Below are 16,889 nucleotides of genomic sequence, written 5' to 3'. Positions count from 1 at the left end.
AGTTCTCAAACGATATAAAATACTTTCTACTCGATATCGAAATCATTTACAAAAGTTAAATACAAGATTTTTTATATTAGCATCAATATATAATTATCAGTTAAAAAATGACTTTTGAAACAAGTCTAATATAACCTTCCTTCTAATTATAATTTTTAATTAGTATTAATTTTTCACAAATACAATTATATAAAAATAAAATCAATAGTCAAGTATATAATTTTGATAAATATATTTTTTTATAAATAAAAAATGTCAAACTATTGCACTTTATAGTATGATATATAAAAATAAAAAAAAGTTTTTTGTATATTATTAAATGTAGTAATTTAAAAAAGAAAAAAATACACAAAAATAAACAAAAAGTATAATATTAAGATTGACAATAGTAAAATCATATATACAATATTTGGTATAAATACTTTGAATTAATAATGGAGTTTTATTATGATAAAAAAAGGTATAAATATTTGGTCTTTTCCAGCTGGAATATCTTATAAAGATATTTTTACTCTTGCTAAAGATGCAGGATTTGAGGGTGTTGAATTAAGTCTTACAGAAGATGGTCCTTTAGGACTTAACAGCAGTGAAAAAGATATATTAGAAGTTAAAAAGATGGCCAATGATATGGGGCTTAATATTCAAAGTTTTGCTTCTGATTTGGCTTGGGGAAATCCTATAACTTCAGCTAATGATAAAACTAGAGAAAATGCTGTTTCATATATAAAAAGACAGCTTGAGGTGGCTTCTATACTTGGTGCTGACACTATTCTTTTGGTTCCGGGATATGTTGGAGTTGATTTTATACCTGATAGTGAAGTTATATATTATGAAGATGCTTATAAAAGAGCTAAGGAGTGCATTTCTAAAGTTGTAGGAACTGCTGAAAAATATAAAGTTGCTATTGGTATAGAAAATGTTTGGAATAAATTTTTAATTTCTGCTATGGAAATGAGAAATTTTATAGATGAATTTAAAAGTGATTATGTTGGTTCATATTTTGATGTTGGAAATGTTATATATATGGGGTATCCTGAGCAATGGATAAAAGTTCTTGGTAAGAGAATTAAGAAAGTGCATTTTAAAGATTATAGAAGGGCTGTTGGTACTTTATATGGATTTGTTGATTTGCTTGCGGGAGATGTTAATTATCCGGCTGTAATGGAAGCTTTAAAAGAGATTGGATATGATAGTTATTGTACTGCTGAGATGATTCCTAATTATAAATATCATACTGCACAGATTATTTATAATACATCTTCTTCTATGGATGCTATATTGGGAAGAAAGAAATTTCCTTGTTAATGAGATTGATAAATAGGGAGAAGTTTTTATGGTAGCAATAATTGGCGGCGGTTTTATAAGTAATATACATGCGGCTTGTTATAAGAATTTGGGTGTAAAAATAGAAGCTATTGCAGATATAAGCGGGGAAGTGAGAGAGGCTTTTTCTTCAAAATACAATTGTAAAGCATATGAATCTGCTAAAAAGATGTTAGAAGAGCTTAATGAAAAAATAGAAATAGTAGATATATGTGCACCTACTTTTTTGCACGAGGAAATGATAGATTTGGCATTGCAATATAATAAACATATTATTTGCGAGAAGCCTTTATCAATTCATTTAAATAAAGTAGATGAGATAATAGCAAAGTTTAAAAATTCTGACAAATATCTTATGATAGCACAAGTTATAAGGTTTTGGCCTGAATATGTGAAGATAAAAGAGTGGATAGATAATGGGGTATTAGGTAATATAAAATTAGTATCTGCTAAAAGATTAGCTCAGCATCCAAAGAGTAAATGGTTTTACGACCCAACAAAAAGCGGCGGCGGTATATTTGAGCTTCATATACATGACACTGATTTTTTATGTTATTTATTCGGAGATGTAAAAGAAGTTTATGCCAATGGCTCACAAGATGAAAACAAGTCTTGGGATTTTGTAAACAGTTCCATAAAATTTAAAAATGGTGTAAGTGCTGTAGCTCAGGGGGCTTTCGGAATAACGGATAATTATCCTTTTACTGCCAATTTTAAAGTAATTGGAGATAAAGGAACTGCTGAATTTAATCTTTCAGCAGGTGTTAATTTAGATAGCGGAAGCACAAACAGTTTAACTCTTTATAGAAACGGTGAAGAACCAATAATAGAAAATGTAGGCAATAGAGATGCTTATGAAATAGAATTGGAGTATTTTATTGATTGTGTAAAGAATAAAAAATACCCTGAAGTTGTTAATTTAGAATCTATTAGAAAATCTATAGAAACAACTGCAAATTTAATTAAATCCCTAGAAACAGGAAATGTTATAAAATATTAATACTTTTGTAAGGAGAAAAAAATGGTAAAAGTTGCAATAGTAGGCGGCGGCTTTATGGGTACTACACATGCTAAAGGATATAAAAACATAGGTGTAGAAATTGTTGCTATTGCTGATATAGACAAAAAAGCAAAAGAAGACTTTATGAAAACTTATAACTGTAAAGGATTCGACACAGCTCAAAGCATGATGGAAGCAGTACATTCTGAAATAGACTATTTAGATGTTTGCATACCTACTTATCAGCATGAAGAGATGGTATTGCTTGCTGCAAAATATAATAAACATGTATTAAGTGAAAAGCCATTTGCTTTAACTTTAGAGGCTATAGACAATATGCTTGAAGCTACTCAAAAATCAAACAGTATATTTATGATAGGTCAAGTGCTTCATTTCTGGCCTGAATATGCTAAAATTAAGGAGTGGGTAGATCAAGGGATATTTGGAGAAATAAAATTGGCCACAGCTGTTAGATTAGGGCAGCATCCTATTAGTGAATGGTATGGAGACCCTAAAAAAAGCGGCGGCGGTATATATGACTTGCATGTTCATGATATAGACTTCTTATGCTATTTATTTGGAGATGTTGATGAAGTATATGCTACTGGTAAAAAGGCGAGAAAAGATTCTTGGAATTTTGTAGATAGCACATTAAGATTTAAAAACGGTGTTAATGCTACAGCACAAGCTGCTTTTGGTATTACAGATAATTATCCTTTTTCTATGAACTTAAGAATTGTAGGCGAAAAAGCTACTGCCGAGTTTTCTTTCTCTGCAGGATTCAATTTAGAAGATATTGCTTCTGCAAGAAACTCTTTGATGCTTTATAGAAATGGACAAGAGCCGCATCAGGAACCTACAAGTACTAGAGACCCTTATGAAATAGAAGTTGAATATTTTGCTAATTGTGTAAAAGAAGGAAAACAGCCTGAAATAGTAAAACCTAAAGAAGTAAGAAAATCTATACAAGCTATTTTAGGATTGATTAAATCATTAGAAACTGGAAAAGTGGTAAAAATATAAAAATGGTATAATAAAATAATAATATGGGCTTGTAAAATGATTACAAGCCCTTTTTTTATTAATAGAAATATATATTAATTATTTTTTAGCAACCTTTTTAAACTCATCTGCTAAGAATTGTACATCAGTTCCTACTATTACCTGTACAGAAGTTTTACCAGGTCTCAATACGCCAGGGAAATGCTTTCTAATTTCAGCATCATTAACTATAGAATTATCTTTAACTTCCAATCTTAATCTTGTAGCACAATTATCTATATCTATTATATTTTCAAGTCCGCCAAGTAAAGGAAGAAGAAGTAATGCTTTATCTGCATAAGAAGGATTTTTACCTGCTGATGATATAGTAACTTCTATTTCTTCTGCATCATCATCTTCTTCTCTTCCGGGAGTTTTAAGATTAAATTTCTGAATTGCAAAGTTGAAAATAACAAAATAAAGTACAAAGAATACTATACCTTGTACAATTAACATATACCATTGAGTAGCTAATGGGTTTCTAGTAGAAAGAACAAGGTCTATTAAACCAGCAGAGAAACCAAAACCAGCTATCCATTTCATACTAGAAGCTATTATCAAAGATATAGCAGTTAATAGAGCATGTATAAGGTATAATACAGGAGCTACAAACATGAATGAAAACTCTATAGGTTCAGTAACACCAGTAAAGAAGCTAGCAAAAGCGGCAGCCAACATTATAGATTTAATTTTAGATTTGTTTTCAGGTTTAGCATTTTTAATGAAAGCCAAACAAGCACCAACGAGTCCAAACATCATAATAGGGAAGAAACCAGCCTGATACATACCAGTTTGACCTATAATAGCATTTCCTGCATCTATAGAAGCCTGACCGCCTAAGAAATTAGGTATATCATTAATTCCAGCAACATCAAACCAAAATACTGAGTTAAGAGCATGGTGCAAGCCAACAGGAATAAGAAGTCTGTTAAAGAATCCATAAATTCCTGCTCCTATAGGACCAAGACTAATGATAGCTTCACCAAATCCAACTAAACCGCCATAAACAATAGGCCATATAAGCATTAATATGAAAGAAACAATCATCATAACTACAGAAGTAACTATTGGTACGAATCTTCTTCCGCTAAAGAAAGCTAAAAATTTAGGCAACTCAACATTCCAAAACTTATTGTATAAACCGCCGGCTATTATACCGCAAAGTATTCCTATGAATTGGTTATTAATTTTAGCAAAACCAGGAGCTACATCAGCAACATCTTTACTTTGAATCATAGCAACTGTAGCAGGTGCCAAAAGCGTAGTAACTACCAAAAAAGCAACAACTCCTGCCAAAGCAGCAGCTCCATTTCTATCTTTTGACATACCAAAAGATACTCCAACAGCAAACAATATAGGCATATTATCTATGATAGAACCGCCTGCCTTTATAAAGAAAGCAGCAATTGGACTTTCAGCACCCCAACCATTAGGGTCTATCCAGTAACCAATACCCAAAAGGATAGCCGCTGCAGGCAATACGGCTACAGGCACCATTAGGGATTTACCTATTTTTTGTAGATAACCAAACATCATATCCTCCAATATATAATATTTTATACATAATCGTACGTATATAAGTATATACAATTAATATTTATAATCAATATTAAAACGTATTATATTTCTAAAGTTAAACCATCATAGGCACCGTACATGTTTTTGGGAAGCTCTTTTTCCAAATTTTTATGTAAAACATCATGAGTTAAATGGGTGAAAAATGTTTTTTTAGCTTTAATCATATCTGCTATATTAACTGATTCTTGAAGTGATAAATGTGTGCTGTGAGGACGGTATCTTAATCCATTTAATACTAAAATCTCACTGCCTTCTATAAGTTTTAAACTTTCATCGCTTATAGAACTTGCATCAGTAATATATGTAAAATTATTGAATCTATAGCCTAATATATTTAATATGCCATGTTTTACTGGAATGGGTGTTGCATTTATATCATCAAATTTAACAGTATTTTCTATAATGTGAAACTGTAAATTAGGTATTCCGCCTCCTATTTGAACGGGGTTAAATATATAATCATATTTATTTTTTAACACATCCATAGTATCTTTATTTCCATAGCAATCTATATGTCTATGCATCATAAAATTTAATGAACGCAAATCCACTATTCCTGAAGAATGGTCAGCGTGATGATGTGTGTAGAATACTGCTTCTAAGCTATCAACTTTTTTTCTTAGCATTTGTTCTCTAAAATCTAAAGAAGTATCTATTACATAGTTTTTATTTTTATGCTGTATTAAAACAGATGCTCTTGTTCTTTTATCTCTTTTATCTTTACTTTTGCAAACATTACATTTGCAGCCTATCATAGGAACACCATCTGATGTACCAGTGCCTAAAAAAATTATTTTCATAATATTTTATAACTCCTAAAATAGAATTATATATTTTTTACTGCTAATATCAATATAATTATTTTATTTCTAAACAAGAAATTAACTCTATATGATAAGTATCTGGAAACATATCTATTATAATTAAATCTATTAATTTATAATATTCTTTTAATAAATTAATATCTCTTGCAAATGTCATAGGATTACATGAAATATATATAATTTTTTTTGGCTTTATTCTAATAATATTTTCTATTACCTTTTTATCTAATCCATCTCGAGGAGGATCAACAAATAAGACATCTATATTATAATTTATTTTTTTTAATGTTTCGCTTGCTTCTTCTTTTATAATATCTTTTGCAATATTTACAGCATCAGAGTTTATTTCAGAAGATATTAATTTGTAATCAATATTAAAACTTTTTAATTTTTCTTTAATAGCAACAGTAAAAAATCCGCTTCCCGCATAAAGTTCAACTATGTTTTTATCATATTCATTAAAGTATTTAACCGCATTCTTTTGAAACTCATCTAGTAAATAATGATTTGATTGAAAAAAGTTTTTATGTGATAATGGTACTTCTCCAAAATACGTATTGTAATTTGTTTTATCTATGCCGTATTTTTTTATTTTATTTTTTTGTTTTATAGTTATTCCGTCAAAATAGCTTGTGTCTATATTTTTATTTTGTTTTATAATATCAGCAAATGATAGTATTTTTCTATTATTACTTTCTATAGCATAAATATTGCCTGTTATATTGTTGCAATTAGAGAAGTTTTTTATTTTATTAAATAGCCTCTCTTTTAATATTATGCATTCATTTATAGCTACAAACTCATTAGTATTAAACTTGTAAAATCCAATACACCCATCTTTAGCTATCATATTTACTCTAAGTCTATAATGTTCATTAGGAGATTTTATGATATTTATTTTATTATTATATTCAATGTTTCTTATAGAGTTTAATACCATACTTTTTTTTATTTCTAATTGCTTATTATATTCAATATGATTAAACACACATCCGCCGCAAATACCTGCATATTTACATTTTGGTTTTATTCTATATTTTGAAGGCTCTATAATATTGTTTATATTAGCATAGCAAAAGTTTTTATTTTCTTTTTTTATCAATATATCAACTACATCGCCTTCAACAGAATGTGCTACAAATATAATTTTTCCATCTTTAGCTATTCCATATCCGCCATAAGCTGTATCTATTATTTCTACTTTCATAATACTAATTATACATTAAAATGTTAATATATCTATAAATAAATATTAATTATAATTCTATTAAAATTATATAAAAAAATATTTTACCTTTTTTAATAAGTTATGTTTTAATAATTAGTATTTTTCATAAATAATCTCCCACTTTTATTTGGCTTTATCTTTATAAAGCTAAATAAAAGTGAATCTTTTTAATTTATATATTCTTTTAATCTTTCAAATAAATAAGAAGAGAAAACTTCATGTCCTTCGCTTTTTAAATGAATACCATCAAAATACAAATCATAATATTTATATTCTTTTAATATTTCATTCTTAAACATATTGTAAACATCAATGCATTTTATATTATTTTCTTTTGTATAAGAATTAATAAAATTAACATATTCTATTAATATGGCTGACATCTCTTCTATATTGTTAAGTTCAAAAAAACTAAAATCTTCTTTTATAAAAGGTATAGGTGTTAATACTATTATATCTATATTGTTTTCTGTAGATTTATTTACCACATCAATAAAACTTTTTTTTATATTTTCTAAAGGCTTATAAATAAATATATCATTTACTCCGCCCATAAGTATTAAAGTATCAGCTTTTTCATTAATAACATCTTTATCAAAACGAAAATACATTCCAGAAATAGTATCTCCGTTTATGCCTTTGTTTATAAACTGTATACTAGAGTTATTGAATTTAGTATTTAATATAGAAGTCCAAACCTCATTTCTATTAACCATATAACCATAAGTAATGCTGTCGCCGAGGCAAACTATATTCATAATAATATATCCATTATAATTTAAATTTATTATACAATAGATTTAAATAATTTTCTTTAAAAATATATTAAAAAAATTAGTCCTAAATTTGACTTTTATTTTACTATATGCTATTGTAAACAGCGTTCATCGGAGGGTGAAATAACATTTGAAGTTATTAGCTGGATAAGATGGCGGGTGAAATTCCCGTTTTCTTATCCAGCTTTTTTTTTGAATTTTTTATTATTTGCAAATATTAAATAATTATTAATAAACACTTAGGAGCTGTAAAATGAAAGAACAAACTTTAACACAAGGAAAAATATTAAAATCATTAATACTATTTGCTTTTCCTGTACTTATAGCATTGTTTTTGCAGGCTATGTATGGGGCGGCAGACTTAATTATAGTAGGGCAGTTTGCAGGCACTAATGAACAGTCGGGGGTTGCATCTGGAAGTCAGCTATTTAATATGATAACTATGATAATAACAGGGCTTACTATGGGAATTACAGTATTTGTTGGCGATGCTATAGGTACTAACAAAAAAGAAAATGCCGGAAAGGGTATTGGAAGCGGCATCATTATTTTTGCTGTTATTGCTATTATTATTACTTTAATTATTGTGCCTTTTAGTGATTTGATTGCAAGCTATATGCATGCCCCAAAAGAGGCATTTAAACAAACAAGCAATTATATAAAAATATGTGCAATGGGTACTATGTTTATTGTGGCGTATAATTGTATAGGGGCTATATTTAGAGGAATTGGAGATTCAAAGACTCCGTTAATTACAGTTGCTATTGCTTGTTTTATAAACATAGTAGGAGATATTATATTGGTTGCTCTTTTTAATATGGGTGCTTCTGGTGCTACTATTGTTAGCTCTCAGGCTATTAGTGTTGTGTTTTCACTTTATTTTATAAGCAAAAAGAAACTTCCTTTTAATTTTTCTAGGAAATATATTAGATTAGAAAAAGAGTGCGTAAAGAAAATACTTATTATAGGCTCTCCTATAGCTTTGCAGGAGATGCTTGTGCAGTTTTCATTTTTATTTATACAGGTAATAGTTAATGGAATGGGGGTTATGGAATCTGCTGCTGTGGGAGTTGCTGAGAAGGTGTGTGTATTTTTAATGCTTGTTGCTTCTGCCTATATGCAATCAATATCTGCATTTGTTGCACAAAATAATGGGGCAGGGCTATATGAACGCTCTCAAAAGGCTTTGATTTATGGTATTAGAACTGCTTTAATTGCTGGAATGTGTACTAGCATAATTACTTTAGTTTTTGGCAGTTTACTTTCCAATATATTTTCTAATGAGAGATTGGTTATATTGGCATCTTATAGTTATTTAAAGGCTTATGCTATAGATTGTTTGCTTACTGCTATATTGTTTTGCTTTGTGGGATATTTTAATGGATGCTCAAAGACATTATTTGTAATGATACAGGGGATAGTAGGGGCTTTCTTTGTGAGGATACCTGTTGTATATTTGATGAGTCAGATTGATAATGCTTCTCTTTTTTATATAGGTCTTGCTACGCCGATATCATCTATAGTGCAGATAATTTTATGTTTAGTAGCTTATAATTATTATAAGAGAGATTTATGTAATTCAGAGAAATTAGAGAAATCTTATTCTACTATTTGATAATATTAGAGATGTTAAAAAAATAGCTTTATGTAATTTTATTTTAGATTTTATATCTAATCAATAGATTTAATATTGTTTATTTGCACTTTTTGGTTCTTTTGACGAAGTCCGCACCGCGAGCTGCGGGAAAAAGAACTGGGGTGTGGGGCGAAGCCCTGCAAGTATTTAAAAAAAAATATAACTTTTGATAAACTTAAATTTTTTACTATGTATTTGTATTTTTTTAAAAACACGTATAACATATATGCATAATTTTTTTGCGGGTTTTTATTATGACAAAAGACATGACTGTAGGAAGTCCGTTTAAGACTATAATATATTTTTCTATACCGATGCTTATAGGAGGAATATTTCAGCAATTCTATGGAGTTGCTGATACTATCATAATAGGCAAGTTTGTAGGTTCAAGGGCATTAGCTTCTATTGGTGCTACTACTTCTACTATGTTTTTCTTTTTATCCTTTGCTATAGGTTTTACTAATGCTTTTTCTATAGTAATGGGGCAGTTTTTTGGGGCTAAAAATGAAAGTATGCTTAAAACTACTTTTGTTAGTTCCATATATTTAACATTATTTAGCTCATTTATTCTTTTTATACTTGGCATATTTTTATCAAGACCTCTTATGATATTATTACAAACTCCAGAAGACATAATAGATAATTCTGTATTATATTTGCAAATATGTGTTGGCTTATCATTTGGGCAGCTAATATATAATGGAGCTTCTAGTATATTAAGGGCTTTGGGAGATAGTAAAACTCCTTTATATTTTTTAATACTTACAACTGTTTTAAACATTATATTAGATTTAGTTTTTGTTGCTTTACTTAAAATGAATGTATTTGGTGTTGCCATTGCTACTGTAATATCACAAATAATATCAGCTTTTTTAAGTGTGTTGTATATTGTTAAGAAATTTCCTATATTAAAACTTCAAAGAGAGGATATTGTTTTTAATTTTGAGAATTTATTTATGATAATAAAAATAGGTGTTTCTATGAGTATACAGGCAATATTTTTATCTATAGGGGAGATGATTATAAGCGGAGTTGTTAATACATTTGGCACTAATGTTGTAGCATCATACACAACAGGAAACAGAATAAACCAATTTGCTTCTATGGCATATTTTGTGGTATCTGAGGCTTTTGCTGTTTATGTGGCACAAAATTTCGGAGCACAAAAGTTTGAGAGAATTAAAGAAGGTTTTAGAAGTATAATAATATTATCATTATCTTTAAGTTTATTATCTACTTTTGTAATATTTATATTCGGAGATAATTTAATAAGACTCTTTATTTCAAGCAGCGATGAATATATAGAAATAATAGTAGAGATATGCAGAGGCTATTTAAGAATATCATCAATGTTTTATCCGTTTTTATCTATAATATTATTATACAACAACTCTATAAGGGCAATAGGAAAAGCACTTATTCCTTTGATTTCCGGAATAGCTGAACTTGTTATAAAGGTTGGAGGTTCAGTATTTTTGTCTATACCATTTGGATATGTTGGTATATGGTTTGCAAATCCTGTTGGCTGGGCTTTAGGTATACTGCCTTCTTGCATTTATTTTCACAAATATGCTTTTAAAAAATAAAAATTATTTTAAAAAATTTAATTATTATATTATAATATAAAGCAAAAAGGTTTTTTAATATGGGTTTTGGAAATAAAATTTTAAATGGCAAAATAAGAGAAAAATTAGGTATAAAAATTTCTAATAAATTAAGAGATAATTCAGTATCTATAAATGATGTAGATAAAGAATTATATATATCATATCCAAATTCAAATATAAATAATTTTTTATGCAAATTAAATAATGCTAAAATATATTCGAGCTGGGGATTTTATTTTACAAATGATAATAAACTCATAAAAGAAACTATGCCATTTGAAAGAATATTATCTTTATATGGAGAACTTGGCGGCAGATTCGCCTTTTATAGATTAAGATTTAAAAAGAAAACGAATTTAAATGTTTTTAGTTTGCAATCTGTATGGAATGTGTGTTTTGGACATTGGATACATGAAACTTTGCCTAAACTTTTGCACGGGAGCCAAACATATTGCAGTTAGGAATTCCTTAATTTATTAAAGTATAGCATAGGTGTATCATAATTTAAAGCAGAATGTATTCGTTTATAATTGAAAAAATAATTATATTTTTGTATGTTTTTATTTGCTTTCTCTAAGGTTAATTCTTGTGTACAAAAGTCATAGAATTCTTTTTGGTCTAGCCTATGTGTACTCTCTACTACGCCATTATACCAAGGTGATGCAATTGGACTATAAACTCTCTTAATATAGTTTTTCTTACAAAATATATCTAATGGGTGTTCAGTATTAAATGAATGTTTACGGTAAGTAAATTCTGTACCATTGTCTGTTTGAATACAATGTATTCTAAAAGGAAAATAATCTATAAGCCGTTTCATAAAATCAATGGTACTGTATGGACTTTTTTCATTGTATAAATATCTAAAGCTCATTCTAGTAGCTACATCTACAGCAGTAAATTGATAATAGCGTATTTCACCAAAAAAAGCATATTTGACGTCTATTTGTACCTTTTCTCCTGCCTCCTTGATATAAATCGCATGTTTTCCTTTATGCTTTCTCTTAATTTTTTTCTTTTTGCTCCTATACAAATTATTTTCTTTTAGAACAGTTTCTATAGCTGTTGTTCCTACTTTAATGTCTTCTAACTCTAATTGTTTTTTTATTTTTAATTTACCATAACCGTATAATTTTCTTATCTCAATTATTCTTTTAATAATCTTTTTATTTTTCAATTTATTTTTATTAGTTTTAGGTGTAGTAGATTTAGGTTTTATAATAGAATAAGTTTCTAATTGGCTTTTCCAATAATAATATGTTCTAATACTAATCTTATATTTTAAAGCTAATACTTCTTTATTCTTAACTTTATTGATTTTTAGAACTATCTTTTTTCTTTGATTTGAAGTATATTCTTTCATAGGTATTCCTTTTGTTTTATTTTAGTTAATTAAATTATAAGGAATACCTGCTTTTTTTAAACTAAAAAACGTGCAATATGTATGGCTCCTAAACACTTTGCCTAAACTTTTTATATTGAAGGATTTAGGATATATAGATAAAATAGATGCTATTGTTTTAGGAAACGGATGCAGCTCTAAATTTCATAAAGATAGTTTAGCTATTTTTGGAATTGATAAAAAAAAGATAATATATATATCTGATGAAACAGAAATTTTATGCAAGAACTTATATTTATCTTCTTTTCCAAGTAAAAATACTCATTATCCAGATATTTGGGTATGCAATAAATATAGAGAATTATCAAAAGAATTAATAAAAAATTATGATACCCAAAAATTTCCAAAAAAAATATATTTAAGCAGAAAAAACGTAAAAACTAGAAAAATCTTAAATGAAGATAAACTTATGGAGATATTAAATAAATTAGGATATAAGATGACATGTCCTGAAGATTATTCTTTGCAAGAGCAGTTTTGCATGTTTTATAATGCAGACAAAATAATATCAATACTAGGAAGCGGTCTTACAAACCTTGTATGCTCTAGAGAAAATATATCAGTGCTTGGTATAGTGCCGAATATAAGACAGGAAGATACATATGAATATATAGTTAATACTATAGGAGGAAAATATTTTCAATATATAGAAAGTGATGAAAAAAATTATAGATATCAAAATATGCATAATAAAACAAATGATTTTGATTTTTATATTGATTTAGAGAAGTTCAAAAATGTTTTAGAAGAGTTTGAAAAATAGTGCTTATATTATTTATTTGCCTTTTTTGAAGTGATATTTTTATGCACCGATTTTTTAGCGAGCTTTAACTGTTTAAGCTGATTTATTTTCTCTCTTATCTCAATAGCCTTTTCAAACTCTAAACTATCTGATGCTTTTTTCATCTCTTTTTCAAGCTCTTTTATATAATCATCGCTTTTTTGCTCAGAGTCAATTTTTACTCTTTCATTGAAGCGTCTAAAGTCAAAATGAAGCTCATAAGAAGTTTCAACTTTTTCTTCTCTTTCAATTATATCTTGTATTTTTTTGATTATTGTTTTTGGTGTGATGTTATGCTCTTTGTTGTAGTCCATTTGTATTTTTCTTCTTCTTTCTGTTTCATCAATGGCTACTTTCATAGCATCGCTTATAGTGTCGGCAAACATTATTACTCTGCCGTTAGCATTTCTTGCAGCACGTCCTATAGTCTGTATTAGGGTAGTGGTGTTTCTTAAAAAACCTGTTTTGTCTGCATCAAGTATTAGTATGAGTGATACTTCAGGTACATCAAGCCCCTCTCTTAAAAGGTTAATACCTACAAGCACATCAAAATCACCAAGCCTCAAATCTCTTATTATCTCAACACGTTCAACTGTTTGAATATCCGAATGCAAATAACGAGTTCTCACTCCATTTTCATTTAAATATTTAGTGAGGTCTTCTGCCATTTTTTTGGTGAGTGTTGTTATAAATATTCTTTCGTTGTTTGATACTGTTTTTTTAATCTCTTCAAGAATTCTGTCTATTTGACCGTTTATAGGATATACTTCAATTATAGGGTCAAGAAGTCCTGTAGGGCGAATTATCTGCTCTACAACTTGGCTGCTTTTTTTAAGTTCATATTCTGCAGGGGTGGCACTAATATATATTGTATCATTGGTGAGGCTTTCAAACTCTTCAAAAAATAATGGACGATTGTCTAATGCTGAAGGAAGCCTAAAACCATATTTTACTAAAGTTTCTTTTCTGCTTCTGTCTCCAAAAAACATTCCTCTAATTTGAGGCACACTCACATGCGACTCATCTATTATAGTTAAAAAATCTTTTGGAAAATAGTCTATCAAACAAGCAGGTCTGTCTCCCTCTTTACGTCCTGATAATGGGCGTGAATAGTTTTCTATGCCTGCACAGTAGCCTACTTCCCTAAGCATCTCCAAATCATATTTTGTTCTTCCGTATATTCTCTTAGCTTCTACTAACTTTCCTTCGGATTTGAATTTATTATACTGCTCTTCAAGTTCTTCTTCTATTAATTTTATCCCAGCTGTTAATTTATCGCTTCCTGTAACGAAGTGTTTTGCAGGATATATTACAACTCTGTCTTGTTCTGCAATTTTTTGCCTTGTGATAGGGTTGATTTTTATAATGCGTTCAACAGTGTCTCCAAAAAACTCTACTCTTATAACCTCATCAGAATAGGCACTCATTATCTCTAAAGTATCTCCCATTACTTTAAACCTTGCCCTCTCAAGCACATCTTTAACTCGTTCATATTGTATAGACACTAATTTTTCAATTATCTCATCTCTGTCATATTCTCCGTCTTTTTCTATTGCTATATAGAGCTTTCTATAATCTTCAGGAGAACCCAAGCCGTATATACAAGAAACAGAAGCAACAATTATAACATCTCTCCTTTCAAGAAGCGAGGTAGTAGCTTTAAGCCTTAGCCTATCAATCTCATCATTAACTGAGGCATCTTTATCAATATATAAATCATTAGCAGGAACATAGGCTTCAGGCTGATAGTAGTCATAATAAGAAACGAAATACTCAACTGCATTGTTTGGAAAAAAGTCTTTTAATTCTCTGTAAAGCTGTGCTGCCAAAGTTTTGTTATGCGACATTACAAGAGTAGGGCGGTTTGCTTTTTCTATAACATTTGCAATTGTGAAAGTTTTTCCGCTTGCAGTAACACCTAAAAGAGTTTGATATTTATTTTTATTTTCAAGCCCTTTAACTAAAGAGTCTATTGCTGTTATTTGGTCGCCTGAAGGCTTGAAATTCGATTCTAATTTGAAATTCATGTGAATTATTATACTATATTTTTTATGTTTAGTAAATTAATTGAATAACTTTTTTATTTTATTTTTAAAAACTGTAAACTCTCTGTGTAAATTTATATAATATGGGTTAAAATCCAAATCTTTATTTTCTGAAAGTTTTTTTATATATAATTTAGTCCATACAAGAAAATGCAATGAATGAAATCTTATTTTTTTGTTTATTTTGTCTTTACTATAATTACAAAATGGTATGTTATTTTCAAAAAATATTTTCTTCATTTGATATCTGCCTTTTTTAAGCATTTCAAATTCTGCTCCTCCATAAACAATTGCTGAATCAAATACAGAATCATTTTCTATTTCAGATAAATTTCCTACAGGTAAATTAAAATTTGAAAAAAAATCTCTAGATAAATCCATATCAGATATACTTCCTGCAACTCCATTATTGACTCTATTCGTATTATAATACATATCTTTTAATTTATTGATTTCTTTTTCATTGGTATATTTAAATAATAAATATTTAGAAAATTCTTCCAATACTTTTACATCTTTAATATACATACTCAGCCCCAAATTATTTGCTAAAGATATGTTATATTTATTAAATGGATTTAATGCTTCATTTAAATCAGAAAATAACAATATATCACTATCAATATAAAAACATTCCCTTATATTATATTCTTTCATAAAGTCTTTTAATATAATCCATCTTTGCATACAAAACATTTCGTAATTTGGATTGCTTTTACCAAGATGTATATACTTATTTTTAAACTCAATAGATTCTTCTTTTATAACTTTTTTTATATCCACAAATGATGAATATTTAAAATATTCTTTGTATTCTTTATCCGATATTAAAAATATATTTGCATTTTTATTTGTCTCTTTTATTTTTCTTAATGTGTAGATAAGATATTTAACGAATCCAGTATGTATTATAACTATATTCATAATAATACATACCTTTTATTAATTAATGATAAATTTTTTTTGTATGATGTAAAAAAGCAGTTATTATAATTATTTAACTGTAGACTGTAGACTGTAGACTGTAGACTGTAGACTGTAGACTGTAGACTGTAGACTGTAGACTGTAGACTGTAGACTTAATTAACTTCATGAATCTAATTATATAATATTATTAAATTTAGTCAAGAATTAAAAATATAATTAATGTTTAGGAGTATGAGATATTGGACATTTTTTAGTATAAAAAAAGCAGTATCCTTGTTATAATATTTTGAACATAAAACAAATAAAAAGGATGCTACTATGAAAAGAGATTATAGCACAGAATTTAAATTATTTATAGTGGATGAAGCATTAGAAACTAAAAATATTAAAAGATTTCTAAAGATAGAAGAAATACCCAAATCTACTTTTTATGCTTGGCTTAAAAAATATAAAGACACTGGAACTGTCGCTAATTTTAGTACTAAGCCAAAAACTTCTCCAAATATCTTTAATAATCAAAAAGCTATTAATTTAATTATTGAACTCTATACTAAAGAATATCGAGGTAAGCATTATATTAAAGCATATTTGAACCGTGAAGGCATTAAGATAGGGGTTACAGCTATAGAGAATGTACTAAAAAGAAATAATCTTTGGAGATATAAAACAAAAAAGAAAAAGAAGCGATATGATAAGCGTAAATTTGTCTCTAAAATACAAA

Annotated in this window: 15 protein-coding genes; 8 read left to right on the top strand and 7 right to left on the bottom strand. The window is 28.2% G+C overall.

Features of this window, described 5'->3' with window-relative positions; genetic code table 11:
- The first annotated feature begins 447 nt into the window (after window positions 1–447).
- The 3 genes from EPJ72_RS05435 to EPJ72_RS05425 are packed head-to-tail and all read left to right on the top strand — an operon-like array spanning window position 448 to window position 3,346.
- Window positions 448–1,305, top strand: coding sequence for a sugar phosphate isomerase/epimerase family protein (locus tag EPJ72_RS05435; protein WP_147731196.1), 858 nt, complete (start codon window positions 448–450; stop codon window positions 1,303–1,305).
- A 28-nt stretch (window positions 1,306–1,333) separates the two neighbouring features.
- A complete protein-coding gene (locus EPJ72_RS05430) occupies window positions 1,334–2,323 on the top strand; it encodes a Gfo/Idh/MocA family protein (protein WP_147731195.1) in 990 nt (329 codons plus the stop codon).
- 21 nt (window positions 2,324–2,344) lie between these two features.
- Window positions 2,345–3,346, top strand: a complete 1,002-nt coding sequence (locus EPJ72_RS05425; protein WP_147731194.1) for a Gfo/Idh/MocA family protein — start codon at window positions 2,345–2,347, stop codon at window positions 3,344–3,346.
- Between the two features lie 78 nt (window positions 3,347–3,424).
- Here the strand turns inward: EPJ72_RS05425 and nagE are convergent, their stop codons facing one another.
- The 4 genes from nagE to EPJ72_RS05405 all read right to left on the bottom strand — a co-directional run bounded on the left by nagE (window position 3,425) and on the right by EPJ72_RS05405 (window position 7,752).
- Window positions 3,425–4,897 carry an N-acetylglucosamine-specific PTS transporter subunit IIBC gene (nagE, locus tag EPJ72_RS05420; RefSeq protein ID WP_147731193.1) on the bottom strand — a complete coding sequence of 491 codons (1,473 nt, stop codon included), beginning with the start codon at window positions 4,895–4,897 and terminating at the stop codon, window positions 3,425–3,427.
- Between the two features lie 86 nt (window positions 4,898–4,983).
- Window positions 4,984–5,742, bottom strand: coding sequence for an MBL fold metallo-hydrolase (locus tag EPJ72_RS05415; protein ID WP_147731192.1), 759 nt, complete (start codon window positions 5,740–5,742; stop codon window positions 4,984–4,986).
- Window positions 5,743–5,800: 58 nt separating this feature from the next.
- Window positions 5,801–6,973, bottom strand: a complete 1,173-nt coding sequence (locus tag EPJ72_RS05410) for a class I SAM-dependent RNA methyltransferase (protein ID WP_147731191.1) — start codon at window positions 6,971–6,973, stop codon at window positions 5,801–5,803.
- A gap of 188 nt (window positions 6,974–7,161) precedes the next feature.
- Entirely contained in the window at window positions 7,162–7,752 is a 591-nt protein-coding gene (locus EPJ72_RS05405) for a GDSL-type esterase/lipase family protein (RefSeq protein WP_147731190.1), read from the bottom strand.
- A gap of 271 nt (window positions 7,753–8,023) precedes the next feature.
- Here EPJ72_RS05405 and EPJ72_RS05400 point away from each other — a divergent pair, with 271 nt between their 5' ends.
- The 3 genes from EPJ72_RS05400 (at window position 8,024) to EPJ72_RS05390 (ending at window position 11,474) form a co-directional block, all read left to right on the top strand.
- Window positions 8,024–9,385: an MATE family efflux transporter gene (locus EPJ72_RS05400; protein ID WP_147731189.1), complete on the top strand. Its 1,362-nt coding sequence runs from the start codon at window positions 8,024–8,026 to the stop codon at window positions 9,383–9,385.
- 275 nt (window positions 9,386–9,660) lie between these two features.
- A complete protein-coding gene (locus tag EPJ72_RS05395; RefSeq protein WP_147731188.1) occupies window positions 9,661–10,992 on the top strand; it encodes an MATE family efflux transporter in 1,332 nt (443 codons plus the stop codon).
- Window positions 10,993–11,051: 59 nt separating this feature from the next.
- Window positions 11,052–11,474 carry a hypothetical protein gene (locus EPJ72_RS05390; RefSeq protein WP_147731187.1) on the top strand — a complete coding sequence of 141 codons (423 nt, stop codon included), beginning with the start codon at window positions 11,052–11,054 and terminating at the stop codon, window positions 11,472–11,474.
- On the opposite strand, the gene EPJ72_RS05385 is transcribed toward EPJ72_RS05390, so the two are convergent.
- Window positions 11,471–12,376: an integrase core domain-containing protein gene (locus EPJ72_RS05385; protein WP_147731186.1), complete on the bottom strand. Its 906-nt coding sequence runs from the start codon at window positions 12,374–12,376 to the stop codon at window positions 11,471–11,473. The two genes, EPJ72_RS05390 and EPJ72_RS05385, sit on opposite strands and share 4 nt — an antisense overlap.
- Before the next feature lie 70 nt (window positions 12,377–12,446).
- Between EPJ72_RS05385 and EPJ72_RS05380 the strand changes: the two genes are divergently transcribed.
- Window positions 12,447–13,178, top strand: coding sequence for a glycosyltransferase family 61 protein (locus EPJ72_RS05380; RefSeq protein WP_277871911.1), 732 nt, complete (start codon window positions 12,447–12,449; stop codon window positions 13,176–13,178).
- An 8-nt stretch (window positions 13,179–13,186) separates the two neighbouring features.
- On the opposite strand, the gene uvrB is transcribed toward EPJ72_RS05380, so the two are convergent.
- Together uvrB and EPJ72_RS05370 are read right to left on the bottom strand one after the other, a co-directional pair.
- Window positions 13,187–15,223, bottom strand: coding sequence for an excinuclease ABC subunit UvrB (gene uvrB, locus EPJ72_RS05375; RefSeq protein ID WP_147731184.1), 2,037 nt, complete (start codon window positions 15,221–15,223; stop codon window positions 13,187–13,189).
- A 36-nt stretch (window positions 15,224–15,259) separates the two neighbouring features.
- Window positions 15,260–16,165, bottom strand: coding sequence for a hypothetical protein (locus tag EPJ72_RS05370; RefSeq protein WP_147731183.1), 906 nt, complete (start codon window positions 16,163–16,165; stop codon window positions 15,260–15,262).
- 321 nt (window positions 16,166–16,486) lie between these two features.
- Here EPJ72_RS05370 and EPJ72_RS05365 point away from each other — a divergent pair.
- On the top strand, window positions 16,487–16,889 hold a 403-nt coding region (locus tag EPJ72_RS05365), incomplete at its 3' end, for a transposase (protein ID WP_147731182.1).

This window comes from Brachyspira pilosicoli, from assembly GCF_008016535.1.
GTDB classification, from domain to species: domain Bacteria; phylum Spirochaetota; class Brachyspiria; order Brachyspirales; family Brachyspiraceae; genus Brachyspira; species Brachyspira pilosicoli_A.
This window is presented reverse-complemented; position numbering and strand designations above follow the sequence as displayed.